At 59.6% G+C, this 23,276-nt stretch carries 23 protein-coding genes and 1 tRNA gene; 11 read left to right on the forward strand and 13 right to left on the reverse strand.

All coding sequences use genetic code 11. The features are described from left to right. Nucleotide 1 precedes the first annotated feature (1 nt). From HPQ64_RS13070 to rarD, 3 genes are all read left to right on the forward strand, one after another. On the forward strand, nucleotides 2-490 hold the full coding sequence (locus HPQ64_RS13070) for a GFA family protein (RefSeq protein ID WP_172889582.1): 489 nt from the start codon (nucleotides 2-4) through the stop codon (nucleotides 488-490). Further along, on the forward strand, nucleotides 487-2,079 hold the full coding sequence (cimA, locus tag HPQ64_RS13075; RefSeq protein WP_172888942.1) for a citramalate synthase: 1,593 nt from the start codon (nucleotides 487-489) through the stop codon (nucleotides 2,077-2,079). Before HPQ64_RS13070 ends, cimA begins: the two co-directional genes overlap by 4 nt. Nucleotides 2,080-2,140: 61 nt before the next feature. Further along, complete coding sequence (gene rarD / locus HPQ64_RS13080; RefSeq protein WP_172888943.1) at nucleotides 2,141-3,052, forward strand: EamA family transporter RarD; 912 nt, start codon at nucleotides 2,141-2,143, stop codon at nucleotides 3,050-3,052. A gap of 6 nt (nucleotides 3,053-3,058) precedes the next feature. Here the strand turns inward: rarD and cbiB are convergent, their stop codons facing one another. Further along, the gene (cbiB, locus tag HPQ64_RS13085; protein WP_172888944.1) at nucleotides 3,059-4,027 is read right to left on the reverse strand and encodes an adenosylcobinamide-phosphate synthase CbiB; all 969 of its coding nucleotides are present in this window, start codon (nucleotides 4,025-4,027) and stop codon (nucleotides 3,059-3,061) included. Nucleotides 4,028-4,033: 6 nt separating this feature from the next. Continuing rightward, nucleotides 4,034-5,035, reverse strand: coding sequence for a threonine-phosphate decarboxylase CobD (gene cobD, locus HPQ64_RS13090; protein ID WP_172888945.1), 1,002 nt, complete (start codon nucleotides 5,033-5,035; stop codon nucleotides 4,034-4,036). Nucleotides 5,036-5,217: 182 nt separating this feature from the next. Here cobD and HPQ64_RS13095 point away from each other — a divergent pair, with 182 nt between their 5' ends. After that, nucleotides 5,218-5,466, forward strand: coding sequence for a hypothetical protein (locus HPQ64_RS13095; RefSeq protein ID WP_172888946.1), 249 nt, complete (start codon nucleotides 5,218-5,220; stop codon nucleotides 5,464-5,466). A gap of 2 nt (nucleotides 5,467-5,468) precedes the next feature. Here HPQ64_RS13095 and HPQ64_RS13100 read toward each other — a convergent pair whose 3' ends face one another. From HPQ64_RS13100 to HPQ64_RS13115, 4 genes are all read right to left on the reverse strand, one after another. After that, nucleotides 5,469-6,149 carry a DUF2270 domain-containing protein gene (locus HPQ64_RS13100; protein ID WP_172888947.1) on the reverse strand — a complete coding sequence of 227 codons (681 nt, stop codon included), beginning with the start codon at nucleotides 6,147-6,149 and terminating at the stop codon, nucleotides 5,469-5,471. A 213-nt stretch (nucleotides 6,150-6,362) separates the two neighbouring features. Continuing rightward, nucleotides 6,363-6,436 (reverse strand) — tRNA-Cys (locus HPQ64_RS13105). Between the two features lie 97 nt (nucleotides 6,437-6,533). Further along, nucleotides 6,534-7,172, reverse strand: coding sequence for a hypothetical protein (locus tag HPQ64_RS13110; protein ID WP_172888948.1), 639 nt, complete (start codon nucleotides 7,170-7,172; stop codon nucleotides 6,534-6,536). Nucleotides 7,173-7,290: 118 nt separating this feature from the next. Next, complete coding sequence (locus HPQ64_RS13115) at nucleotides 7,291-7,575, reverse strand: hypothetical protein (RefSeq protein ID WP_172888949.1); 285 nt, start codon at nucleotides 7,573-7,575, stop codon at nucleotides 7,291-7,293. A 48-nt stretch (nucleotides 7,576-7,623) separates the two neighbouring features. Between HPQ64_RS13115 and HPQ64_RS13120 the strand changes: the two genes are divergently transcribed. From HPQ64_RS13120 to HPQ64_RS13145, 6 genes are all read left to right on the forward strand, one after another. Further along, nucleotides 7,624-7,857, forward strand: a complete 234-nt coding sequence (locus HPQ64_RS13120; RefSeq protein WP_172888950.1) for a hypothetical protein — start codon at nucleotides 7,624-7,626, stop codon at nucleotides 7,855-7,857. Between the two features lie 156 nt (nucleotides 7,858-8,013). Next, complete coding sequence (locus HPQ64_RS13125; protein WP_172888951.1) at nucleotides 8,014-8,676, forward strand: protein-L-isoaspartate O-methyltransferase family protein; 663 nt, start codon at nucleotides 8,014-8,016, stop codon at nucleotides 8,674-8,676. 705 nt (nucleotides 8,677-9,381) lie between these two features. Beyond that, the gene (locus HPQ64_RS13130) at nucleotides 9,382-10,767 is read left to right on the forward strand and encodes a TolC family outer membrane protein (protein WP_246270705.1); all 1,386 of its coding nucleotides are present in this window, start codon (nucleotides 9,382-9,384) and stop codon (nucleotides 10,765-10,767) included. Nucleotides 10,768-11,178: 411 nt separating this feature from the next. Beyond that, nucleotides 11,179-11,886, forward strand: coding sequence for a PopZ family protein (locus HPQ64_RS13135; protein WP_172888952.1), 708 nt, complete (start codon nucleotides 11,179-11,181; stop codon nucleotides 11,884-11,886). A gap of 205 nt (nucleotides 11,887-12,091) precedes the next feature. Next, on the forward strand, nucleotides 12,092-14,923 hold the full coding sequence (locus HPQ64_RS13140) for a valine--tRNA ligase (RefSeq protein WP_172888953.1): 2,832 nt from the start codon (nucleotides 12,092-12,094) through the stop codon (nucleotides 14,921-14,923). 213 nt (nucleotides 14,924-15,136) lie between these two features. After that, on the forward strand, nucleotides 15,137-15,604 hold the full coding sequence (locus tag HPQ64_RS13145; RefSeq protein ID WP_246270742.1) for a DUF2155 domain-containing protein: 468 nt from the start codon (nucleotides 15,137-15,139) through the stop codon (nucleotides 15,602-15,604). A gap of 25 nt (nucleotides 15,605-15,629) precedes the next feature. Here the strand turns inward: HPQ64_RS13145 and aat are convergent, their stop codons facing one another. The 6 genes from aat to HPQ64_RS13175 form a co-directional block, all read right to left on the reverse strand. Then, the gene (gene aat, locus HPQ64_RS13150) at nucleotides 15,630-16,307 is read right to left on the reverse strand and encodes a leucyl/phenylalanyl-tRNA--protein transferase (RefSeq protein WP_172888955.1); all 678 of its coding nucleotides are present in this window, start codon (nucleotides 16,305-16,307) and stop codon (nucleotides 15,630-15,632) included. Nucleotides 16,308-16,328: 21 nt separating this feature from the next. Beyond that, nucleotides 16,329-17,675, reverse strand: coding sequence for an acetyl-CoA carboxylase biotin carboxylase subunit (gene accC / locus HPQ64_RS13155; RefSeq protein WP_172888956.1), 1,347 nt, complete (start codon nucleotides 17,673-17,675; stop codon nucleotides 16,329-16,331). 13 nt (nucleotides 17,676-17,688) lie between these two features. Then, nucleotides 17,689-18,162, reverse strand: coding sequence for an acetyl-CoA carboxylase biotin carboxyl carrier protein (gene accB / locus HPQ64_RS13160; protein ID WP_172888957.1), 474 nt, complete (start codon nucleotides 18,160-18,162; stop codon nucleotides 17,689-17,691). Nucleotides 18,163-18,193: 31 nt separating this feature from the next. Beyond that, nucleotides 18,194-18,634: a type II 3-dehydroquinate dehydratase gene (aroQ, locus tag HPQ64_RS13165; protein WP_172888958.1), complete on the reverse strand. Its 441-nt coding sequence runs from the start codon at nucleotides 18,632-18,634 to the stop codon at nucleotides 18,194-18,196. A 115-nt stretch (nucleotides 18,635-18,749) separates the two neighbouring features. Continuing rightward, nucleotides 18,750-19,523 (reverse strand): DsbA family protein, encoded by a 774-nt coding sequence (locus HPQ64_RS13170; RefSeq protein ID WP_172888959.1) that lies wholly within the window; start codon nucleotides 19,521-19,523, stop codon nucleotides 18,750-18,752. A gap of 55 nt (nucleotides 19,524-19,578) precedes the next feature. Continuing rightward, nucleotides 19,579-20,958 carry a M48 family metalloprotease gene (locus tag HPQ64_RS13175; protein ID WP_343035997.1) on the reverse strand — a complete coding sequence of 460 codons (1,380 nt, stop codon included), beginning with the start codon at nucleotides 20,956-20,958 and terminating at the stop codon, nucleotides 19,579-19,581. Nucleotides 20,959-21,211: 253 nt separating this feature from the next. Between HPQ64_RS13175 and HPQ64_RS13180 the strand changes: the two genes are divergently transcribed. Further along, complete coding sequence (locus HPQ64_RS13180; RefSeq protein WP_210260263.1) at nucleotides 21,212-22,363, forward strand: pyridoxal phosphate-dependent aminotransferase; 1,152 nt, start codon at nucleotides 21,212-21,214, stop codon at nucleotides 22,361-22,363. Between the two features lie 56 nt (nucleotides 22,364-22,419). On the opposite strand, the gene HPQ64_RS13185 is transcribed toward HPQ64_RS13180, so the two are convergent. Beyond that, nucleotides 22,420-23,100, reverse strand: a complete 681-nt coding sequence (locus HPQ64_RS13185) for an SDR family NAD(P)-dependent oxidoreductase (RefSeq protein ID WP_172888960.1) — start codon at nucleotides 23,098-23,100, stop codon at nucleotides 22,420-22,422. Nucleotides 23,101-23,276 lie beyond the last annotated feature (176 nt).

Below are 23,276 nucleotides of genomic sequence, written 5' to 3' on the forward strand. Positions count from 1 at the left end.
AGTGCTGCCGATCGTACACACCGGCGGATGCCAGTGCGGGGCTGTTCGTTTTCGCGTGGAAGGCAAGCTCGGCACGGCCTCTATCTGCCATTGCCGCATGTGCCAGAAGGCTTATGGCTCCTTCTACGCCCCGCTTGTCGAGGTGCCTGCCATGGGCTTCACATGGACGCGGGGGCTGCCGCGCATGTTCCAGAGTTCGAACCATGTCGCGCGCGGGTTCTGTGCAGATTGTGGAACGCAGCTTACCTATGAGGCGCCGGGAGATTCTATCGCCGTTTCCATCGGCGCCTTCGACCGTCCGGACGAGATCGAGCCGACGATCCAGTACGGCACCGAAGGGAAGCTTCACTATGTTGACGATCTTCCGTCGCTGCCGAAGCGGGAGACGATGGATGACACGGAAGAAGCGCCTTTCCTGAAGTCGATCGAATCCTACCAGCACCCCGACCATGACACGCCCGAATGGCCCGCCAAGGAGCGCAGGAAATGAGCCGCGAGCGCCTTTATCTTTTCGACACCACATTGCGCGACGGCCAGCAGACGAGCGGTATCGATTTTTCCGTCGACGAGAAGATCGCGATTGCCGATCTGCTGGAGCGCCTGGGTGTCGACTACGTGGAAGGTGGCTATCCCGGCGCCAACCCGACCGATTCCGCTTTCTTTGCGGAAAAGCGCACGAAAAAGGCGGCTTTCACGGCCTTCGGAATGACGAAGCGGGCAGGGCGCTCGGTCTCGAACGATCCCGGTATTCAAGGCCTGCTTGAGGCGAAAGCGGATGCGATCTGCTTCGTCGCCAAGTCCTGGGACTATCATGTGCGTGTGGCTCTGGAGACGACGAACGAGGAAAACCTCGTCTCCATTCGAGACAGCGTCATCGCCGCAAGGGAAGCGGGCCGCGAGCCGCTGGTCGATTGCGAACATTTCTTCGACGGTTACAAGGCGAACCGGGATTACGCGCTAGCCTGCGCGAAGAAAGCCTATGATGCGGGCGCGCGCTGGATCGTGCTTTGCGATACCAACGGCGGCACCATGCCAGGTGATGTGCGCCGGATTGTGGAGGATGTAAGGAGCGTGGTGCCGGGAAGCCACCTCGGCATTCATGCCCATGACGACACGGGGCAGGCGGTCGCCAATTCGCTGGCGGCCGTCGAGGCGGGGTGCCGCCAGATACAAGGCACGCTGAACGGCATCGGCGAGCGCTGCGGCAATGCGAATCTCACCTCGCTCATCCCGACCCTGATGCTGAAGGCGCCTTACAACGAAATGTTCGAAGTCGGCATCAGCAATGAGGGCCTGAGGGATATCGCGGCGATTTCCCATGCCTTCGACGAGCTCATCAACCGTGCGCCAGATGTCCACGCGCCTTATGTCGGTGCGAATGCGTTCGCGACGAAGGCGGGTATCCATGCTTCCGCTCTCCTGAAAGAGCCCGAGACCTACGAGCACATCCCGCCTGAAACGGTGGGTAACCGGCGGCGCGTGCTCGTTTCCGATCAGGCCGGCAAGTCGAACCTCATCAACGAACTGTCGCGGATAGGCATCGAGGTCGACCGCAAGGATCCAAGGCTTGACGGGCTACTGACGGACATCAAGGAGCGCGAGGCGCAGGGCTACTCCTACGAGGCGGCCGATGCTTCGTTCGAACTTCTGGCGCGGCGCAGGCTTGGCGAAGTGCCGAATTATTTCGACGTAAAATCTTTTCGCGTAATGGTGGAGCGGCGTTTCAACGCGATTGGCGAACTCGTCACCGTGTCGGAGGCCGTGGTGAAGGTGGATATCGACGGCGAGACGCGCATGTCGGTTGCCGAAGGCAACGGCCCGGTCAATGCGCTTGATATCGCGCTGCGCAAGGATCTCGGCCGATATCAGTCGGCGATCGACGGGATGGAGCTTATCGACTTCAAGGTGCGCATCCTGAACGGCGGCACGGATGCTGTCACCCGCGTGCTGATCGAAAGTCAGGACAAGGTTTCACACAAGCGTTGGTTCACGATCGGCGTTTCCGGCAATATCGTGGACGCATCCTTCCAGGCGCTGATCGATTCCGTGACCTACGCGCTTTTGAAAGCGGGCGTCTGATCCGCACAGTCTGACTTAAAAGCCGGCGGACGGAGTTCGCTCGGCCACTTCTGGAGCTTTCATGACCGAGATTGCCCACGCACGAACGCCGGAGCAGGCGGAACTGCGCCTTGGAATGATGGCGGGTCTTTCCGCTTACCTGCTTTGGGGATTCCTGCCGATCTATTACACGCTGACCGACACCGTGCCGGCGCTTGTCGTCGTCGCGCATCGCGTGATCTGGTCCGTCGGTTTCGTCGGGCTTTATCTGGCACTGGTCGGGCGCTCTGGCGAGGTTCGAGCGATACTCGCCGACCGGAACCTGCTGTCGCGGCTCTTCCTGTCGGCCTGCGTGATTTCCCTCAACTGGCTGACATTCATCTGGGCTATCGATGTGGGCCGCGTGCTTGAAGTCAGCTTCGGCTATTTCATCAACCCGCTTGTCAGCATCGTCATAGGCATGGTCTTTCTGGGCGAAAGACTGAACAGGACGCAGACGGCGGCCGTCGGGCTGACCGTTTTCGCCATCGCAATACAGGCGGTTTCCCTTGGCGCTTTGCCCTGGGTGTCGCTTGCGCTTGCCTTCAGCTTCGCCACCTATGGATATTTGAGAAAGACGAGCCCGGTGGGCGCGACGCCCGGCCTTCTCGTCGAGGCATTGCTGGTCAGCCCGTTCTTCCTCGGGCTGCTGCTTTATCTTGGAGCGGTGGGCGAAAATGTGCTGCCGAGCGATGATCCAGGTCTCATGGTTGCCCTGATCGGCACGGGCGCCGTCACCGCGCTGCCGCTCATCCTGTTTGCGACGGGCGCGCGGCGGCTGCCGCTTTCCGTCATGGGCTTCATGCAGTATCTCGCGCCATCCATCCACTTCATCCTGGCGATTTCGATCTGGAATGAACCGCTATCGCAGGCAAAGCTCGCAAGTTTCGTGCTGATCTGGATATCGCTGGCAATATTTTCGATCGACATGCTGCGCAGGGGACGGCGGCGGTAAGCGCGTTCACAGCGCGGCGATGATCCCGATGATGGCAGCCTGTATGACGCATGCGCCGGCGAAGACGCGCAAGGCGCGGGTGATATCATCCGCACGAGCCTCGCGCCGGCCGTTTTCGTTCATGAACGGATCGTCGACCTCATACCCCGAATAGCGGCGCGGGCCGGCAAGTGCGAGGCCGAGAGCGCCTGCCATGGCGGCTTCCGGCCAGCCTGCATTGGGCGAGCGGTGGCGCGACGCATCCGCCTTCATGATCCGGAATGCCGTCGCGATACTTCCGCGTGCAAGGGGAGCCGACAGCGCGATGAAAAGCCCAGCAAGACGGGAAGCGGGCAGGTTTACCAGATCGTCGAAGCGGGCCGACGCCCATCCGAAATCCCGATGCTTGTCGGTCTTGTGTCCGATCATGGAATCGGCGGTATTTATGGCCTTGTAAGCGATCAACCCCGGAAGTCCCAGAGCCAGAAACCAGAAGGCGGGGGCTACGATGCCATCCGAGAAGTTCTCCGAACACGATTCGATCGATGCCCGTGAAATTCCGGCCTCATCCAGCGTTTTTGGATCGCGGCCGACAATCATCGCGACCTTAGCGCGGGCCGCGTCGAGGCCATGCTTTGCCAAAGCGTCGCGCACTCGTGCGACGTGGTCGTAGAGGCTGCGCTGCGCGAGGAAGACGGCGGCCATCAGCACGATGCCGATCTCACCATAAGGGATGAGACGCAAGATGCCTTCGATAAGCAAACCCAGCATGAACGAGACAGCCACGAATGCGGCGAGAAAAACCGCGCCGTAGATTTTTCTCAGGCGCGGGGACAGATCCGGCGTGTTGAAATCCTGATCGGCTATGGAAATGACCGCACCAAAAAGGGCGACCGGGTGAGGCAGGCGCCGCCAAAGCCAGTCCGGATCGCCCACAAGGGCATCTAGCAGAAGGGCTGCGAACAGAAGAACGGCAATGTCCGGAAAAAGCAGCATGTCCCGTCAGATATCGGCAAGGGCTTCCTGAAGCCCCGCTGTCAGACGTTCGAGATTCGCGCGACTGCCCGGCAAACCGAACCTGAGCCAGGTTGGGGCGTAAGCGAACTTACGCGTCCAGATACGCCTTTTTGCAAGCGCTTCATGAAGAGCTTCCGCTTTTTCGTGCGCGGCTAGCGCGAACAGGGGCGTTCCGCCAAATACCGTCAGCCCGCATTCGTGAAGGGCGATGTTCAGGTCCGCGATCTCTTCGGCGAGTGTCGAAAAGGCTTTCGCCTGCCATTCCTTGTCGGACAGGGCCCTGGTGCCGATCGCGATCGCGGGGCCGGAGACGGCCCAGCTTTCAAGCGATGCGGAGAGAGCCTCCGTAATATTCCGCGGGCCTGCGAGAAAGCCGAGGCGCAGGCCCGCCAGGCCGAAAAACTTGCCGAAGGAGCGTAGTACCAGAACAGGCTCGTTCGCTAGATGCGGCAGGACGCTTGCTCCTGGAACGCAATCGGCAAAGGCTTCGTCGACGATGAGACAGCCGCCGCGGCCGCCAAGCTCGCGGGCGAGATGCAAGAGCGATCCGACGTCCGTCAACCTGCCGTCCGGGTTGTTCGGGTTGACGATGACGGCTATCCGGCAGCCGTCCGGCAACGAATAGGGGCTGGCAGCCTCCACGACTGTCCTGCCCGCGCCGCGCCAGGATTCTGCATGGCTGCTATAGGTCGGCGAGACGACTGCCACATCTCCGTCAGGCAGAAGACGCGGCAGCCAGCCGAGGAGAGACTGCGTACCCGGTGCCGTGGTCAGGCCGATGTTCGCCGGGACGCCATAGGTCCTTCGCCCCGCTTTAAGCAATTGATCGAGATCGTCTTCGGACGGCAGCCGGTGCCAGACATGATGCGCAATGTCATGGGGCAGCGGATAGGCATGCGGATTTATTCCGGTCGACAGGTCGAGCCAGTCTTCGATCGTTCCGCCATGCCGACGCATTGCCGCGCCGAGGTCTCCGCCGTGTTCCATCTTCCGCTCTCTGATCGGTTGTGCCTGGAGGTTTGTCGCCAATCGCTTCTATCGTTTTCAGCGTCGTCCCGCCAACCATCCTTGCGACACTACATGCCTTGACAGCGGCGGCATTCAAGCGCATCGAAGAGAACAAAAAAAGAACATATACCTAAAGCCCGAGTACCGTGGACCCTTGCCCCATGACGAGCCGAAGAGCCGGATCGCCCCTTGATTTTGACAGCAAGGCGCTGCTCGCGTGTCTGGGAAACGCGCGCAGCGAACTGATTGCCGCGCGACGAGGGATGAAGCCGCGCTCGGGCCTCGCACGCTGCGTCGATGCGCTTATAGACGATATCGACGAACTGGCGCTCGTCATGACCGGACAACGGGAATATTTCCATGCGGGCGGGCACGCAAGACTTTCGGGAAAAGCCTCCGCCAGTGAGTGAGTTCAACCCATCCCGGTGACGCTTGGGCGGTCTCCGAAGCGCCTGCGGTCATGCCATTCGCTCCAAATGGCCATGGCGCACCAGGCCGTAACGTAAATCGCGCCCATCGCGATCATCACTTCGCCGGGAATGGGCCCCACATCGGCCCTGCGCATGAACTGGTCCAGACTTGTGAGAGGTATGGGGTGGACGATCAGCTTGCCGACGTAGGATGCGGCCTGAATCAGCAAAATCCAGAGGTAATTTCTGCGGATGCGCCGGCCGAGCGCGGTCATGAAGCTGATGTGGTAGTGCGGATGCCAGTAATCCTCCGCAAGCGTTGCCTGCCAGCCTTCTTCCATATGCAAATCGCCATCCACCAGCAACGGCGCATAGAGATGGTTTTCGATCCACCTCGCGCGTGCCCGCCAGACGTTGAAATAACGATATCGCCGCGCTTCCAGCATCAGGAAGAACAGGATCAGTATGCCGACAAGGACGAGTGGCAGCGGTGAGGCGCTCGGCGAGGAAAAGGTGATTGACAGCGCGACGCCGAGTGTGACCACCGCCCAGTTGGTGGTTGTATCGAGTCGCGTGCGCCAGATCGTGCTGCGGTAGATTTCACCGCGATATAGATGCGCGATAGCGCCAAGTTCGGCGTTTGTAAGTTCGCGCCGCCGTTGTTTCGAATCGGTATCGGCCATCCCGTCCTCCCGGCGTTACCGGCCGAACGCATTGGAGAACCATGGAGTCTAACTCATAAGCCGTTGGAATTCACGGTTATTCCGGCGGAGCATCCGCTTTGACCCTAAAAGCGGGTATCGGGAAAGGTGATAAGCTGGAAAGGCCGTTGCCGCAGGTGATGTTCTAGCGACAGAGCAATGCTTAAGTCAGTGGGGAATTGGCAATAAACAGGATGGAGGCCTCGCCCGGAATCGAACCGGGGTATACGGATTTGCAGTCCGCTGCGTCACCACTCCGCCACGAGGCCATGAGCGGTCTTTTCAATCAGTTGCCCGGCGCTGTCAATCGATCTGTATGAAATTGTCACTCTATGTGTGCAAAAACCGCGGTTGCCGCCCTTCCGTTCACAAACCGGACAGGCAGTAGAGATGGCGTACGCCGCCGGAACTCCAGAAAGGCAGTATCAGACGGTTGATCGTCATATCGCGCTCTCCTTCAAGCGTCTCAACGCTGACATGAACGGTATCGCGCACCGGGTGGTCGGTGAGCATGACCGTGCGGAGGCCGGTCGCGATTTTCCAGCGGACCGATGGCGGTAGGGCGGGGCGGCTCAGGTTCGGCGCGTTGGCCCATTCAAGGCCCATCCATCGTGCAATCACGGTGTCTTCTCCGCAATAAAACAGCGTGGGACTGTCGTCGTCTTCTGCCTTGTCGTCGAAGATCGTGATGTGTTTCATCAACGGGTGCAGTGCCTTGTCCGGCCGACCACCCGTTTCCTGCCAGATCCTGTAGAACTTTGTCTGGGCGGAATTCATATGGGGGGAGGGACGCTTGTCGAAAGGCGTGTGAGGTGGAGGCTGCCTGGAGCCGCGCAGCGCCAGATCGACGACGGCGCTTGCAAGGCAAAGCCGGCAGCGTTCCAGAAGAAGCTCCTTTTCGGAATTGCCGAGGCTGCCGGCGTCGCATACTCCGAAAAGTTGCCGGCAAGCAGCTTCGGAAAACGTTTCAAGGCCAAGGCGTGAGACCGTTTCGCGAAATTCCATAAAGCGAAAGGAAATCGGCCGTTTCAGGCTGAGATAGGGCGGATTCGCAGCGTAATTACCGAACATATAACCGGACGAAAAAATCGCTCACCAACACAAGTCCGCAATGAGCGGGCCATCAAGTGTCTGATTCTTCGGGCTTCTGCGTTATGAGATCGTTATAGACCCAAGCCATAATTTTTCCGAAGTCGTCCAGCGAACCGCTTCCGCCGATCAGAGAGCGCTCGAAAGCGGCGGCCTGTCCGTAGGCCCGCTCGATCAATGTGTAATTCGCCAGTTCACCGTCCACGGCCGGAAAAAGCGGGGATGTGCCGCGCAACTCGACGCCGCCCAGCTCACGGATGAAATGAAACGAGGCGTGAGACGGCGCGTCGAACAGAAAATACGATCCGGCATCTTCCATTCCCGGATTGTCCCCGGCACTCGCCGGTAATTCTATCGGGTCGAGCGAATGGCTGCCTTTGTCATCCCGCTGGCTCGCCCGGTGCTTCGCTTCGTCTGGATCATTGTCGGATTCGCTCATCGCGCATGTCTGCAATTGCTGCCGGAAACAAAGGTCTGCGACAAAGCCGGGAAATACCAACCGCCGAAACTCATTTTATTTCGAACGGTGGTTACCGTCCAGTTTCCGACACGCAATGTGACCGGGGATTGTCCACAGGCCTTTCAAGTCGTGGACCGATAGATAGGGTCGGGCGGCTCCAAATTGCGTTTGTGTGCCGTGCGATGTGGAGGAAGCGCCTTCATGGTTACTCGAATCGCTCGATCGGAGAGCTTGTCAGGAGCGGCTGCGCCCGCTAAGGAGGCATCGGCGCAGATGCGAATATGAACGAGGCACACCATGGGCGACTTCATCCAGTCCCGTATCCGTATGGTGGACACCCAGCTGAGAACCAACGATGTCACCGACCATCGGGTTCTCGACGCTATGCAGGAAGTCCCGCGAGAGCGTTTCGTTCCAAGCGCAAGGCGAACCGTCGCCTATATCGATCAGGACATTCCCGTGCAGGGTGAAGGCGCCGGCCGCTACCTCCTGAAGCCGCACATCCTGGGCCGTCTCGTCCAACTTGCCGATGTGAGGGAGGACGATGTCGCGTTGGTGGTAGGGTGCAGTACGGGATACAGCGTGGCGGTCCTTGCAAAGATCGCTCAGTCGGTCGTGGGATTGGAAGGCGACGAATCGCTGGTGGAGGCGGCTTCCGCCACTCTGGTTGATCTCGGCATCGAAAACGGAGCGGTGATTCAGGGCGATCTTGCCGCCGGCTGCGCTTCCGAAGGGCCTTACGACGTCATCCTTATCGACGGAGCGGTGGAACGTCTGCCGGACGCATTGACGGCTCAACTTAAGGATGAGGGGCGCCTTGTCACGATCGAAGGGCGCGGCGGATCGGGTTCGGCCCGCATCTACACGCGCTCCGGCGACACCGTCTCGGGCCGATTCGCCTTCAATGCCGCGGCGCATGTGCTGCCGGGTTTCGAACGGCCGAAAGAATTCGTTTTCTAAAGTATATGCCGTACAGCCTGACTTAGGCTGTACGGCAAGAATATGCTCAAAATACTGATTCTGATGCGATTTCTGATCGATCGGATATTTTAGCGCGATCGGAAAGCGCCTTAGGGGTTTTCCTAAAATAGCTGTTTGTCCTGTCGGCTGGAGCATTCCCCAGCCGACCGAATTGCGGTGTTTTACTGCTTCAAGAAAACTCCTTCGCTTTCCTGAAAAGCTCTCGAGACTTCGACGGCAAGACGGGATCGGACCTTGTCGGACCTGGAAATCGTTTGCGGATGGAGGAACTGTGCAGGGCGCGCTGTCGGCATGTCGACCTTGCAGGAGATTCTGCCCGGCCGGCGGCCTTGCGCGCATAAGCGCTTCCTTGCAGTTTCAGGTGGCATTTTTCAGGTTTCGCCCGGTTCTGCCCGTCAAGAGATGCATTAGGAAGCCTGGATCGTACGGCACAGCCGGCGAAGCCTTGAGTTCATGTGCTAGTGGTAACCGGCGGCTCTGCTGCGGCGCAGCGTAATTCTTTATCCTTCCGCTGTTGCTGCAATGCCTCAGGTGCCAAAAAACGATGAGAAATCGTACGTTTCGCTGTTGTTTGTTTGCCTGATCCGGATATCAGTAAGGGAACAGTAGGGAGCGATGCGTGCAACTTGATGGGCGCGCGAATAAGAATGCCGGCGGGCATCCGGACCGAGGATGAAGACGAGCATGGTGATGCGGACAAGTGTGTTTTACCGGAGTTTTTTCGGCGTTCTGGCCGGTGTAGCGCTGCCGCTTGTCGCCATGTCGTCCGGTCATGCCCAATCCATCAGTGAAGCGTTGGCTCTCGCCTACAGGAATAATCCGACGATAAATACGGCACGGGCCGAATTGCGGGCGGTCGATGAGGGTGTTCCGCAAGCTTTGTCCGGCTGGCGCCCGCAGATATTCGGTAATTTCGACGTTGGCGGCGTTTATACCAACAACAATCCCGGTTCGGATAATTACAACAACACCGCCAGACTTGGCCTGTCCGTGCAGCAGGCGCTCTTTCGCGGTTTCAGGACCGTGAATTCGACGCGCCAGGCGGAAGCGATCGTGCGTTCGCAGCGCGAAAGCCTCAGGGCGACGGAACAGAACATCCTGTTCGACGCCGCAGCGTCCTACATGGATGTGATTCGCGATACCGCGATCGTTTCCCTTCGCCGCAGCAATATCTCCTTCCTGCAGGAGCAGGTACGCGCCGCGCAGGACAGATTCGAGGTCGGCGAGGGAACCCGGACGGACGTTTCCCAAGCACAAGCTCGCCTGGCAGACGCGCAGGCGTCGCTGAACCTTGCACTTGCCAACGTTAATACAAGCAGGGCCCGGTTCCGGCAGATTATCGGTGAAGATCCAAAGAGCCTGTCAGCCAGCACCAATATCTACAGGCTCCTGCCCAAGTCCGTGGAAGCCGCCATGAGCATAGGCGCGCAGGAACATCCCGCGATCCAGTCTGCTTTGCATGTCGTCGATGCCGCGATTTTCAATGTCAAGACGATTGAGGGCGAGCTTCTTCCGACAGTGACGCTGGAAGGTAATGTCGCGCGCGATTGGTATCCGCCGAACTCCAACCAGACTTCGTCGGATTCCGCCACAATTTTCGGCCGGGTGTCGGTGCCGATCTATCAGGCCGGCCGGGTCACGTCGCAGGTGCGCCAGGCCAAGGAAGAACTCGGACAGGCGCAGGTGCAGGTGGACGTGGCGCGCGACCAGATCCGTGCTTCCATCGTATCCGCGTGGGGGCAGTATCAGGCGGCTGTCGCATCGATTTCCGCCGCTCAGGCAGCGGTTGAAGCCAATCAGCTTGCGCTTGAAGGTGTTATCGAGGAACAGCGCGTCGGGCAGCGTACGACGCTCGATGTGCTCGATGCGCAGCTCGAGCTGGTGAACAGCCGGGTTCAGCTTGTCACGTCTCAGCGCGATCGTGTGGTCGCGGCCTATCTTCTCGTTTCCACCATCGGCAGATTGGGTGCGGAGCGACTCGGCGTGCCTGCGCAGATTTACCAGCCGCAGGAACATTTCCAGGAAGTGCGCAACAGCTGGTTCGGAACCAGAACGCCGGACGGCAGATAAGGTTTTGCGCTACGGCAGCTTTCGGCCATCCGGAGATTTTCGACAGAATTATGGACTTGACGGCCATGAACCCGAGGATTCGTGGTCGTTTCGCTCTTTGCCCGCCTCTGTCGCGCGGGGTATATTTTCAACGACGATTCGCGGCCTTGCCAATGTGCCCGCCGAAAACCCGCGTTTAGCGAACGGTGACTTTTGGAGGCGCATGACGGGGCGAAATCGATCGGCCATTCCGCGTTCGGGCGAGTTCCCGGAATGCAGGTGGACCTAAAGCGCTTCCCATTCGGATGGAATCATCTGAAGATCGTGAAAGCGTTTAATTGGACCCGAATGGGTATTTATGGCCTGAAGTTCCTGGCAAGCGGATGACAGGCCGCCCGCGGGATGGGGCACGTTGAAGTTTTGGGGGACCTGATGGCCAATCCAAACCCGGCTCAAGAACCGTCGATGGAAGAGATTCTGGCGTCGATACGCCGGATCATTTCCGACGAGGACACCACCACAGCTCAACCGTCCGGCGGCACGCCTGCACAGGCGGCAGAAACCGGCGAGGCGGATCAGATGGATGTTGCCGGCGAGGCCATGTCGCAAGACGATTTGGACAAGCTGTTCGATTCCGATGGCGATACTGCGGTTGAGGAGCCGGAGGCGGCGCCTGTGCCCGCCGATCCGGAGGAAGAGGATATCCTCGAACTGACTGAAGAACAGGCCGTTTCGGAAAGTTCATCGGAAGGGGAAGAAGAAGACGAAGACGGGCCCGGCTCTTTCGAACCAGATGCGGAAGAAGCGGAGATAGCGTTCGTCGATTCCGACGGTGCCGGTGATGGGGCGGAGAGCGCCGCGGCTTTTTCCGAGCCTGACAAAAATGAGACCGCTTCGGCGGTGCAGGCGAGTGCGTCGGCGGAAGTCGAGCGCCTGGTTTCACCTTCGGTCGATACGGTGGTGAATTCCGCCTTCAGCAACCTCGCGAACACGGTGTTGATGAACAACGCCCGCACGCTTGAGGACCTCGTCAAGGATATGTTGCGGCCAATGCTGAAAGAATGGCTGGACCAGAACCTGCCGCCGCTCGTTGAGCGCCTCGTACGCCAGGAAATAGAAAGGGTTTCCCGCGGGCGGTAAGTTCGACCAATCGGAGCAAAGCCGCCTTTCGGGGCGGCTTTTTTGATTCAGGCAGCAAGCGGCAAGCACCCTCAGAGGATGTAGCAAGTGCCGAAAGCGGGATGTATGTCTTGCCGAGGGAGGCCGGCGATGGGAGCCGGTGGTTGACTTAGCAGCACGCTTCCGATTTACACGCTTCCGACATCCAAAATATCTGGAACACTCCATGCTGGACAAAACCTACGACGCGGCGGCGGTTGAGCCGCGGATCTACGATACCTGGGAAGGCGCCGACGCATTCCGGGCAGGTGCCGGAGCGGAGCCGGGCGCTGCGACCTATTCGATCGTGATCCCGCCGCCGAATGTCACGGGTTCGCTGCATATGGGGCATGCCCTGAACAATACGCTGCAGGACATTCTTGTCCGCTTTGAGCGTATGCGTGGGCGCGACGTGCTCTGGCAACCGGGCGTGGACCACGCGGGCATTGCCACACAGATGGTCGTCGAACGTCAGTTGATGGAGCGCAAGGAGCCGGGACGTCGCGACATGGGGCGCGAGGCTTTCGTCAAGCGCGTATGGGAATGGAAGGCCGAATCCGGCGGCATGATCCTGAACCAGCTGAAGCGCCTCGGTGCGTCCTGCGACTGGTCGCGCGAGCGTTTCACCATGGACGAGGGCCTTTCGCGCGCGGTTCTTGAGGTCTTCGTTTCCCTTTATAAGGAGGGTTTGATCTACAAGGACAAACGCCTTGTCAATTGGGATCCAAAGCTCCAGACCGCGATTTCCGATCTCGAGGTCCAGCAGATCGAGATTAAAGGAAACCTCTGGCATTTCCGTTATCCACTTGAAGGCGGCGAATCCTACGAGGCGCCGATCGCCTGGGACGATGACGGCAAGCCGACGGCATTCGAGACACGCGACTATATCGTCGTTGCGACAACCCGCCCGGAGACGATGCTGGGCGATACGGCCGTCGCCGTAAACCCGGAAGACCAACGCTATCAAGGGCTGATCGGCAAGCATGTGATCCTGCCGCTGGTCGGCCGCCGCATCCCGATCGTTGGCGACGAATATGCGGATCCGCATGCGGGGTCTGGCGCGGTGAAAATCACGCCGGCGCATGATTTCAACGACTTCGAAGTCGGCAAGCGCCACGATCTGGCAATGATTTCGGTGCTCGACCGTGAAGCGAATATCCACCTCGGCGAGAATGAGGAATTTCTCGAGGGCGTGCCGGATAGCGAAAGGCTGCAAACGACGATTCGAATGCTCGACGGCAAGGAGCGTTTTGCAGCGCGCAAGGCGCTAGTCGAGATGATGGAGGCGGATGGTTGCCTGCATGCCGTGGAAGACCATACGCATATGGTTCCACATGGCGATCGAGGCGGCGTTCCGATCGAACCGTTCCTGACCGACCAGTGGTATGTGGACGCGGCAACGCTTGCCAAGCCGGCAATCGAAAGCGTGCGCGAGGGACGCACGGCGTTCGTGCCCAAGACCTGGGAGAAGACCTACTACGAGTGGATGGAAAACATCCAGCCCTGGTGTATCTCGCGTCAGCTCTGGTGGGGACACCAGATCCCGGCGTGGTACGGGCCCGACGGCACGCTTTTCGTCGAAAAGTCCGAGGAAGCGGCGCTTGAAGCCGCCGCGGAGAAATTCGGCAAGCCCGTGGAGGTCGTCCCGCAAGCGGAAGCGATCAGGCGCTGGGAAACGGGCGGCGGAGACACTGTCGCGCTCCACCGCGACGAGGATGTGCTCGACACGTGGTTCTCTTCCGCGCTGTGGCCGTTTTCAACGCTCGGCTGGCCGGACAAGACGGAAGAACTTGCCCGCTACTATCCGACGAGCGTTCTCGTTACGGGCTTCGACATCATTTTCTTCTGGGTCGCGCGGATGATGATGATGGGTCTTCACTATATGAAGACCGAGCCGTTCGACACCGTCTACATCCATGCACTCGTCCGTGACGAGCAAGGGCAGAAGATGTCGAAGTCGAAGGGCAACGTCATCGATCCGCTCGAGTTGATCGATGAGTATGGCGCGGACTCGCTGCGTTTCACCCTGGCAGCGATGGCGGCGCAAGGCCGCGACATCAAGCTTTCGCCAAGCCGTGTCGCAGGCTATCGCAATTTCACGACCAAGCTATGGAACGCCGCGCGTTTCGTGGAGATGAACGGCGGCGTTCGCACGCCCGGATTCGACCCGGCGCAAGTCTCACAGACGGTGAACCGCTGGATTGTCACCGAGACGGGCCGTGCGGTCGCCGCCGTCACCGAGGCGCTGGAGAACTATCGCTTCAATGATGCGGCAAACGCGACATATCGTTTCGTCTGGAATACCTATTGCGACTGGTTCCTGGAATTCGCCAAGCCGATTTTCAACGGTGAAAACGATGAGGCAAAGGCCGAGACGCGCGCAACTTCCGCATGGGCTTTGGATGAGATATTGAAGATCCTGCATCCGTTCATGCCGTTCCTGACGGAAGAACTTTGGGCGCGTACGGTGGACGGTGGCGAAGCACGTCCCGAGCTCCTTATTCACACGCGCTGGCCGGGTTCAGTGGCCGGCGATGCCGTAGCGGCTGCGGAGATCAATTGGCTGGTCGATGTTATTTCCGAAATCCGCTCTGTGCGGGCGGAAATGAACGTGCCTGCTGGCGCGCAAATCCCGCTTGTTGTCACTGGCGCGCAAGCAGTGACGCGCACGCGCCTCGACACGCATGAGGCTTTGATAAAGCGCCTTGCCCGTGTCGAATCGATTGCCTTGCAGGAAGCGCTGCCGAAAGGCTCAGCGCAGATTGTCGTCGGCGAAGCCACATTCTGTCTTCCGCTCGAAGGGGTCATTGATCTTTCGGCGGAGCGTGCGCGCCTCTCCAAGGAACTTGCCAAGATTGACGGCGAGATCTCCAGGATCGAGAAGAAACTCAACAACCCCGGTTTCCTTGCGAAAGCGCCCGAGGAAGTGGTTGAGGGCGAGCGCGAGAAACGCGGCGAATACGGCGAGCGGCGCGGCAAGGTGGAAGATGCGTTGGCGAGGCTGGCAAATCTGGATTGAGCATTGATACAAAGGCCTGGAGGATGCATCGTCGGACGATTAGCGTACGATGCCTTTTCCGGGCCGCAATCCGTACCTAAACGCTTGAAAAGATTTCGCTCACGCAAGGATAAACGGCAGGCGATGGCAAAAGGGCTGAAGAACGCGGCGAAGCGGACCGCCTTGGCCGTGGCGCGGGGGTGCGGTCTCCTTGTGTTCGTTTCGGCATTCGCCATGAACGCGCCATCTGCGCATGCGGAAAAGATCGCCAATCCCGTTGCCGTCTTTTCCGGTCTCGACAAGATCACCGGACGGATCATCTCCTTCGATGTTTATGTGGGAGAAACGGTCCAGTTTGGTGCGCTTCAGGTCACGCCGCGCATTTGTTACACGCGCCCCCCGACGGAAGCGCCCCAGACAACGGCCTTTCTTGAAGTCGACGAGATCACGCTGAACAACGAGGTAAGGCGGATTTTCACCGGCTGGATGTTTGCGGCAAGTCCTGGCCTGCATGCGGTGGAACACGCCGTCTATGATGTCTGGCTGACGGACTGCAAGAGGTCGTCGAGTGTTCCGCCGCCCGAAGGATATTCCGGCCCGCCCGTGGAGGTGATCGAGGACGGGGGAGAGGATCTGCTGGCTGGCGATACGCCGCCTTCAGACGCCGGTCAGGTTAAGCCCGTCCCCAAGCCTTTGTTCTGATAAGTATTTTTATCCCGGAATGGTATCAGGGCTGAGCCTCGTCGAGGATGGCCAGGACTTCCGCGCCGAGCGTTCGGTCGGGCAGGGCGTCGAAATCGCCTTCATGGCGGAGCGCCTCTTCCAGAAGCTGATTGTATTTCGATTTCGGAACCTCGATCGCACCAAGGCTTGCGAGATGATCCGTCACGAATTGTGTGTCCAGAAGGGTGAAACCGCCCACTTTCAGGCGTGCCGCGAGATGGACGAGTGCGATTTTTGATGCATCGCGTGCAAGTGCAAACATGCTCTCGCCGAAAAAAGCTCCACCGAGGCGAACACCGTAAAGCCCGCCGACGAGCACCCCCGCCTGCCACGCTTCGACAGTGTGGCAGTGGCCCATATCGAACAACGCGCCGTAAAGGCGGCGGATTTCAGCGTTGATCCAGGTTTTCTGGCGGCCGGGCGCTGGCGCGGCACAACCGTTTATTACGCCCTCGAAGTCGTAATCGATCCGGACTTCGTAAACATCCTGACGAATGGTGCGCCGCAGCCTGCGGGGGATGTGCAGTCCGTCAACGGGAATGATACCCCGGCGCTCCGGCTCGATCCAGAACAGGCCCGGATCGTCTTCCGATTCGGCCATGGGAAAAATGCCGCAGGCATAGGCTTTCAGCAAAACCTGCGGCGTAATTTCGAAGGCTATGTCACCGCCTTTGCCGGCCATGATCCTCCAGTGGGATTCGAATCAATCGCTTTTGGCTTCGAGATATTTCTCCAGCCAATGGATATCATACATTCCGTTTGCGATGTCCTGATTTTGCAAAAGGTCACGGAAGAGCGGGATGGTCGACTGGATGCCGTCGACGACAAATTCATCCAGGCAGCGGCGCAAGCGCATCATGCATTCCACACGGCTGCGGCCGTGAACGATGAGTTTGCCGATCAGGCTGTCGTAGTAGGGCGGGATCCTGTAGCCCTGATACACACCGGAATCGACACGGACGCCAAGGCCGCCGGGCGGGTGATAATAGGTAATCGTGCCGGGCGAGGGCGTAAAGTTGCGCGGATCTTCCGCATTGATACGACACTCGATCGCGTGACCTTCGAACGTGATGTCCGACTGTTCGATCGAAAGCGAAGCGCCTGCCGCGATCCGGATCTGCTCGTTGACGAGATCGATCCCGGTGATCATTTCGGTAACCGGGTGCTCCACCTGCAGGCGGGTGTTCATCTCGATGAAGTAGAAGTTGCCATCCTCATAAAGGAATTCGATCGTGCCGACACCGCGGTATTTCAGCTTGCGCATGGCCACGGCGACGATACTGCCGATTTCCTTCCGCTGGCTCTCGTTGAGTGCGGGAGAGGGCGCCTCCTCCCAGACCTTTTGATGACGGCGCTGCAGAGAGCAGTCGCGTTCGCCGAGATGAATGGCATTGCCCTTGCCGTCGCCAAGCACCTGGATCTCGATATGGCGCGGCTTGCCGAGATATTTCTCGATATAGAGCGCATCGTCGCCGAAGGCCGCTTTCGCTTCCGCTCGCGCGGTGGAAAGGGCTGTATCGAGATCGGCCTCGCTTTTGGCAACCTTCATGCCGCGTCCGCCGCCGCCCGCAGCAGCCTTCACAAGTACCGGGTAACCGATGTTACGAGCAATGGCGTGGGCATCGTCCGTCGGCTTCACCGCCCCATCCGAGCCTGGCACCACGGGGATGCCGAGCTTTTCAGCCGTCAACTTCGCTTCGATCTTGTCGCCCATGATGCGGATGTGCTCCGCCGTCGGACCAATGAAAGTGATGTTGTGAGCTTCGAGGATCTCCGCGAACCGTGCGTTTTCGGATAGGAAGCCGTACCCCGGATGGACCGCATCCGCACCTGTTATCTCGCAGGCAGCGAGAAGCTGGGGAATGTTGAGGTAGCTTTCGCGCGCTGAAGGTGGGCCGATGCAAACGCTCTCATCGGCCAGCCTCACGTGCATTGCATCGGCATCGGCTGTCGAATGAACGGCGACAGTCTGGATGCCGAGTTCCTTGCAGGCGCGCAGGACGCGAAGGGCAATCTCTCCGCGATTTGCGATCAGGATTTTCGAGAACATCGAAGCCACCCCGTCATTCGATGACGACAAGAGGTTCGCCGTACTCTACCGGCTGACCATCCTCCACGAGAATTGCGGAGACCTTGCCCGCGCGCGGCGCAGGGATCTGATTCATGGTCTTCATGGCCTCGATGATGACGATCGTATCTCCTTGGGCCACGGTATCGCCGACTTCAACGAAGGCGCGAGCACCAGGCTCGGGCGCGCGATAGGCCGTACCTACCATGGGCGAGGGTACCGCACCGGGATGACCGGCCGCGTTTGACGTCGGAGCGGCTTGCGGTTCCTCCGTCCGGGCGACAGCGGGAGAGGGGGCGGGGCTTGTCGCTGGCGCTGTCTGGATCGGCGCTTCGACCGTCAGTTGACGCGCAACCCGAACGCGAAAGCCTTCGCGTTCAAGTTCGATTTCGGAAAGGTTCGTTTCGTCTAGCAGTGTCGCGAGTTGCCGGATCAGTTCTCGGTCGAACTGGTTTTTCTTTTCTGACATGGTCTTTGGTCTTCCGGTTCCCGTTTGTGTGTCAGGGGCGGATCACGGTGGAGATCGCTTCGAGCGCCAACCTGTAGCCGGTCGCGCCGAAGCCGCAGATCACCCCGCGCGCCACGGGTGAAACATAGGAATGATGACGGAACGCCTCGCGCGCGAAGACGTTCGACAGATGCACTTCCACTGTCGGTATCTCGGCCGCTCGTATGGCGTCATGGATTGCGATTGAGGTGTGGGTGTAGGCAGCCGGATTGATCACCAGGCCCTGCGCCAGATCTCCGGCTTCCTGGATCCAGTCGACAAGGATGCCTTCCACATTGGATTGCCGGAACTCAATATCCAGATCCAGATCCTCTCCGACCTCCCGGCACAAGATCTCTATCTCCGACAGCGTGAGCGAACCGTATTCATCCGGCTCGCGGGTGCCGAGAAGATTGAGATTGGGACCGTTGAGGATGTAGATGGAGGCGGACATATGACTCCCGTCGCGGTGGCGCGGACGCTGCGTCCGCACTCACATATCCGCCCCTTATAGGCATTCGAAAGGGTAAGGAAAAGCCCTCAGTCGCTTTGATCACAACCGCTTGCAGTCAACAGGTGGCCGAGCCGCAATCGCGGAGCGCTGCAATCTTCTGTTTCAGCGCATCATAGCCGACCGCGCCCATGACGACTTCGTCACCCACCACGAAAGAGGGTGTGCCCGTGAGACCCAGGCGATTTGCAAGCGAATAGACTTCCTCGATCGTTGCCCGTATTTCCGGGGAGGAGGCCATGGCGGTTTCGACGTCCGATCGATTCAACCCGACCTTTTCCGCCACCTGCAGTGCAAGTTCCTGGTTGGCCTGCCCGCGGGAGCCAAGAAGGGTCTTGTGGAACTCCAGGTATTTTTCAGGTGCGGTTTCGTTGACGGCTATCGCAACGCTCGCCGCTTCGACCGAGCCCTGCCCGAGGACGGGAAATTCCTTGAGCACGACACGCAGGTTCTTGTCTTCGTTGAGGAGGCGAATCACATCATCCATTGCGCGCCGGCAGTATCCGCAGTTGTAGTCGAAAAATTCGACCAGGGTAACGTCGCCGCGCGGATTGCCGAGTTCTACCTGACGCGTGGAATTGAAGAGATGCTCGGCCGCGGAGCTGACGGCATCTCGCCGCGCCGCGTTCTGGGCCTCTTCCTCTCGGCGTTCCAGTTCGATCAGCGCTTCGCGTACGATTTCCGGATTTTCCAGAAGATATTCGCGCACGATCGATCGGATCGCATCCCGATCGGCATCGGTAACTTCCGCCAGGCCGGGAATGGTGAAGCTGAAAGCGGCGATTACAATCGCGAAGAAGGCGCCGATGGTGCGGCGGAATCGGGTGGTCATTGCAGTCTCCCTTGTCGGCGGCAGCGGGAGAACTGTCTGCGCCGACGCATCTCGATTACCGTCTGAGCTTAGGAGGTTTATACGACAGTATGTCGTCCGCTTGCAGCCATTCACGCGACCCGCGCTTCAAATTTTTTTGTGCGCGACTGGCGTATTGCTTGGCGCCGGCGAGATCGCCACGGCTCATCAAACCTTGAGCGGTGGCGAGATTTGCCTCGGCATTTTCACCTTGCCGGGAGTGGGCAATGGCAAGTTGCTGGTATCCGACAGGGGAGTTTCCGTCCATTTGCAGACCGGCTTTCAGTATTCTTTCCGCCTCCGGAAGGAGCGCGGGATTATCGGAGGCGACCATGGCGAAGCCTAGCCAGATCAGAAACTGACCCTCGCGCGGGTTAAGAGAAGCGGCCTTGCGGAAAGGTTCGATAGCAGCTCGGGGATTGCCGGATTCCAGAAGCGCCTGACCCTTCAACTCGTAGAAATACGGGTTGTTTGGTTGTTGCCTGATAAGGCTGTCGATGATCTTCGCGGCGGCTTTGCCGTCACGGTTCTGGGTGGCTACGACGGCCCTTGCATATTGTGCGGCCATGCTCTTGTCGGAACGCGGATAGGCGCGCTCCACCGTGCGCGGGTGGCTGGTGAATGCCAGCAGCTTCGCCCGCACGAGATCGTGGCGCGCTTGCAGCGAGGCGGGGGCGGGCTTGTCGTAATACGGGCTTTTCTTCGCGAGTTCTTCCAGCGCGTTTAGCCGTTCGCGCGGAAGCGGGTGGCTGACAGCGTAGGGATCGGCGTATTTCGAAGAAAAGAGGTTCTGGTCGGCGAAACGGCTGAAGGTGGTCAGCATTCCCTTCGCAGACTGACCGGTACGTTCAAGATAGGTCAGCGCGGCGCGGTCGGCGGTCGCCTCTTCGCCACGCTGGTATGACAGGAGCGATCGCTTGGCAAAGCCTGCACCTGCGGTGGCGAGCCCCGCGCCGCCGCCGGCGATATCGGCCGAGCCGGCGCTCGCGCCCACGGCGAGCGCACCGGCGCCGAGCAGCGCTCCGATCACGCCGATGATCTGAGCATTGGAAGCGGCCTGGCGCAAACGCGCCAGATGGTTGCCGGCGATATGGCCCGTCTCATGGGCGATGACGCCAATCACCTCGCCCGGAGTTTCCGCATCCAGAATAACGCCGATGTTGATGAACATGCGCCGGGCATCCGGAACGAAAGCATTGAAGCCCTTGTTGTTGACCAGGATGATTTCGACCTGGGAGCTGGGAATGCCCGCTGCCTTGTAGATCGGCTGTGCGTAGTCGCGAAGAAGCGCCTCCGTCTCCGCGTCGCGCACGAGCGGCAGGTTTCCTCTCTGCGCTTGGACGGGAGTGGCGACGCTTCCCAGGAATATCGCCGCCGCCGCCAATAGTGCGGTTGCGCTACGTCCGGCGCGTGACAACGGACGTTTTATCCCCGAAAGACGCTTTATAGCCGAAAGAGTCTGGGGTAGGGGGGATGAAATCATACTCACGCTCAGGCTCGCTCTCGCACAGTTTCGACCGGAGGGTATGAAGACCGGCAGTCCCGGTCAACCGGCGCTTTCAGTTGGCGCGATTAGGGAGCGGGATTGCGGCAGCAGGGTGGCGCGCAAGGTGCCGGTACGATGAAATTACCGCTACGCGCTTTGCGCCTTGCGTTTTGGGAAGGGATCCATGTTCAAACCGTCTCGCAGAAGTGCAGTCGAACCTTTTATCGCCATGGATGTGATGGCGGCGGCAAACGCCCGTGAGGCGGAAGGACGCCGTGTCATTCACATGGAGGTGGGTCAGCCCGGCGCGCCTGCTCCGCGCGCGGTTCTTGACGAGGCTCGGTTGGCATTGGCGCACGGGCGATTTGGCTATACCGAGGCGAAAGGCCTGCCGGTTTTGCGCGAAGCGATCTCCACTCATTATGCGGGATCGTACGGGATTGATGTTCCGGCAGACAGGATTGTCGCCACGACCGGATCTTCAGCCGGGTTCAACCTCGCATTCCTTGCCGCCTTCGATCCCGGCGACCGTGTTGCCCTGACCGCGCCCGGATATCCCGCCTATAGAAACATTCTTGCAGCTCTCGGCCTTGAGGCGGTGGAAATCGAAGTCGGACCGGAAACCCGCTGGGCGCTGACGCCGGAATTGCTCGAGGCAGCGCACAGGCAAAAGCCGCTGAAAGGCGTGCTCGTGGCAAGTCCCGCCAACCCCACCGGCACGATGATGACGCCCGATGCACTGAAGGCGCTGGCGCAAGCCTGCGAAGGCCTTGGAATCTGGTTCATATCCGACGAGATCTACCATGGTCTCGTGTTTGCCGGGGAGCAGGAGACGGCGCTGCGCCATTCCGACAAGGCGATAATCATCAATAGCTTCTCGAAATATTACTGCATGACCGGCTGGCGTATCGGCTGGATGATCCTGCCCGAGATGCTGCTCAGGCCGGTCGAGCGGCTTGCCCAGAGCCTCTATATTTCGGCGCCCTACGTTTCCCAGATCGCGGCGACCGGGGCGTTTTCCGCCACAGACGAACTGGAAGCGGTGAAACAGGGATACGCGGCCAACCGCGCGACACTTCTTGAGAAATTGCCGCAAATCGGATTCGATGAACTACTGCCTGTTGACGGGGCGTTCTACGTCTATGCGAGCGTGCGGCGCTTTTCGAACGATTCGCACGATTTCGCCACGAGGATGCTGCGGGAAACCGGCATCGCGGCAACGCCGGGCGCGGATTTCGACCGTGATCGCGGACATCGCTATGTGCGCTTTTCCTTTGCCGGCAACCATCAGGACATGGTCGATGCCATGGACCTGTTATCCGACTGGCTGAAATAGGAATGCCCTTGGGGCGAATGGTTTCGCCCCAAGGATTGTTTCGTTGACTTTTCCGTTCAGAACGTTTCGGTGAACGGGCGCAATTCCAGTTCCCACGTCCATGCGCTACGCGGCTGCGTTGCGACATTCCAGTAGGTTTCTGCGATGGCATCGGGGTGCAGGCGGCTTTCGTCGTCGGTGATACCCACCTGGCCATCGATCACGAAATGCGCGACGTGGATGTTTTTCGGCGCAAGCTCGCGGGCCATGGATTGGGCGAGGCCGCGCAGCGCGAATTTTCCCATGGCAAAGGCTGCCGATTGCGGAGAGCCCTTCACGCTGGCTGTCGCGCCCGTCAGCAGGATCGTGCCGTGCCCCTGGGCTTCCATGCGTTTTGCCGCTTCCTGGCTGGCCACAAAACCACCCCATGCGCTTACGCGAACCGCATTCAACACTTGGTCGCGGTCAAGTTCCGTCAAAGGGCCCCGCACGCGCGCGCTCGGGTTGTAAAGCAGGACATCCACTGAACCGAGCTTTTCGTCGGCGTAGTCGAACAGCTTGTCGATATCGCCGGGGTCGGCCGCATCGGCCTGGAATGTCAGGGCTCCCGTTTCGGAGGCAAGGTCCTTGAGCTTATCGATATTGCGTGCGGCGAGAAGGACCTTCGCCCCGTTCTCGGCTGCGCGGCGGGCAAATGCGCCGCTTATCCCTTCTCCCGCGCCGATGATGACGACGGATCTGTTCGGATTGGTTTTCATGATTGTTTCCGTTTGTGGAGATGGTTGGCTGGTTCGCGAAAAGGTTCGACCGTGCATCCCGCCAGGGCAAGGTGTGTTCCGATCACATTCAGGACAAACCATGCGGGAACAGGCACCGGAAGAACCCAGCCGGTTGCTCGATATATGACGCTGCCTTCAAGAAAAAGCCCCGCCGT

Source organism: Hongsoonwoonella zoysiae (assembly GCF_013266695.1).
GTDB classification, from domain to species: Bacteria; Pseudomonadota; Alphaproteobacteria; order Rhizobiales; family Stappiaceae; genus Hongsoonwoonella; species Hongsoonwoonella zoysiae.

What these genes read in the sequence shown, in the direction of transcription:
- cimA (WP_172888942.1), top strand. Translation starts at nt 487, where the DNA reads ATGAGCCGCGAGCGCCTTTATCTTTTCGACACCACATTGCGCGACGGC.
- rarD (WP_172888943.1), top strand. Translation starts at nt 2,141, where the DNA reads ATGACCGAGATTGCCCACGCACGAACGCCGGAGCAGGCGGAACTGCGC.
- cbiB (WP_172888944.1), bottom strand. Translation starts at nt 4,027, where the DNA reads ATGCTGCTTTTTCCGGACATTGCCGTTCTTCTGTTCGCAGCCCTTCTG.
- cobD (WP_172888945.1), bottom strand. Translation starts at nt 5,035, where the DNA reads ATGGAACACGGCGGAGACCTCGGCGCGGCAATGCGTCGGCATGGCGGA.
- HPQ64_RS13095 (WP_172888946.1), top strand. Translation starts at nt 5,218, where the DNA reads ATGACGAGCCGAAGAGCCGGATCGCCCCTTGATTTTGACAGCAAGGCG.
- HPQ64_RS13100 (WP_172888947.1), bottom strand. Translation starts at nt 6,149, where the DNA reads ATGGCCGATACCGATTCGAAACAACGGCGGCGCGAACTTACAAACGCC.
- HPQ64_RS13110 (WP_172888948.1), bottom strand. Translation starts at nt 7,172, where the DNA reads ATGGAATTTCGCGAAACGGTCTCACGCCTTGGCCTTGAAACGTTTTCC.
- HPQ64_RS13115 (WP_172888949.1), bottom strand. Translation starts at nt 7,575, where the DNA reads ATGGAAGATGCCGGATCGTATTTTCTGTTCGACGCGCCGTCTCACGCC.
- HPQ64_RS13120 (WP_172888950.1), top strand. Translation starts at nt 7,624, where the DNA reads ATGGCTGCCTTTGTCATCCCGCTGGCTCGCCCGGTGCTTCGCTTCGTC.
- HPQ64_RS13125 (WP_172888951.1), top strand. Translation starts at nt 8,014, where the DNA reads ATGGGCGACTTCATCCAGTCCCGTATCCGTATGGTGGACACCCAGCTG.
- HPQ64_RS13130 (WP_246270705.1), top strand. Translation starts at nt 9,382, where the DNA reads ATGGTGATGCGGACAAGTGTGTTTTACCGGAGTTTTTTCGGCGTTCTG.
- HPQ64_RS13135 (WP_172888952.1), top strand. Translation starts at nt 11,179, where the DNA reads ATGGCCAATCCAAACCCGGCTCAAGAACCGTCGATGGAAGAGATTCTG.
- HPQ64_RS13140 (WP_172888953.1), top strand. Translation starts at nt 12,092, where the DNA reads ATGCTGGACAAAACCTACGACGCGGCGGCGGTTGAGCCGCGGATCTAC.
- HPQ64_RS13145 (WP_246270742.1), top strand. Translation starts at nt 15,137, where the DNA reads ATGAACGCGCCATCTGCGCATGCGGAAAAGATCGCCAATCCCGTTGCC.
- aat (WP_172888955.1), bottom strand. Translation starts at nt 16,307, where the DNA reads ATGGCCGGCAAAGGCGGTGACATAGCCTTCGAAATTACGCCGCAGGTT.
- accC (WP_172888956.1), bottom strand. Translation starts at nt 17,675, where the DNA reads ATGTTCTCGAAAATCCTGATCGCAAATCGCGGAGAGATTGCCCTTCGC.
- accB (WP_172888957.1), bottom strand. Translation starts at nt 18,162, where the DNA reads ATGTCAGAAAAGAAAAACCAGTTCGACCGAGAACTGATCCGGCAACTC.
- aroQ (WP_172888958.1), bottom strand. Translation starts at nt 18,634, where the DNA reads ATGTCCGCCTCCATCTACATCCTCAACGGTCCCAATCTCAATCTTCTC.
- HPQ64_RS13170 (WP_172888959.1), bottom strand. Translation starts at nt 19,523, where the DNA reads ATGACCACCCGATTCCGCCGCACCATCGGCGCCTTCTTCGCGATTGTA.
- HPQ64_RS13180 (WP_210260263.1), top strand. Translation starts at nt 21,212, where the DNA reads ATGTTCAAACCGTCTCGCAGAAGTGCAGTCGAACCTTTTATCGCCATG.
- HPQ64_RS13185 (WP_172888960.1), bottom strand. Translation starts at nt 23,100, where the DNA reads ATGAAAACCAATCCGAACAGATCCGTCGTCATCATCGGCGCGGGAGAA.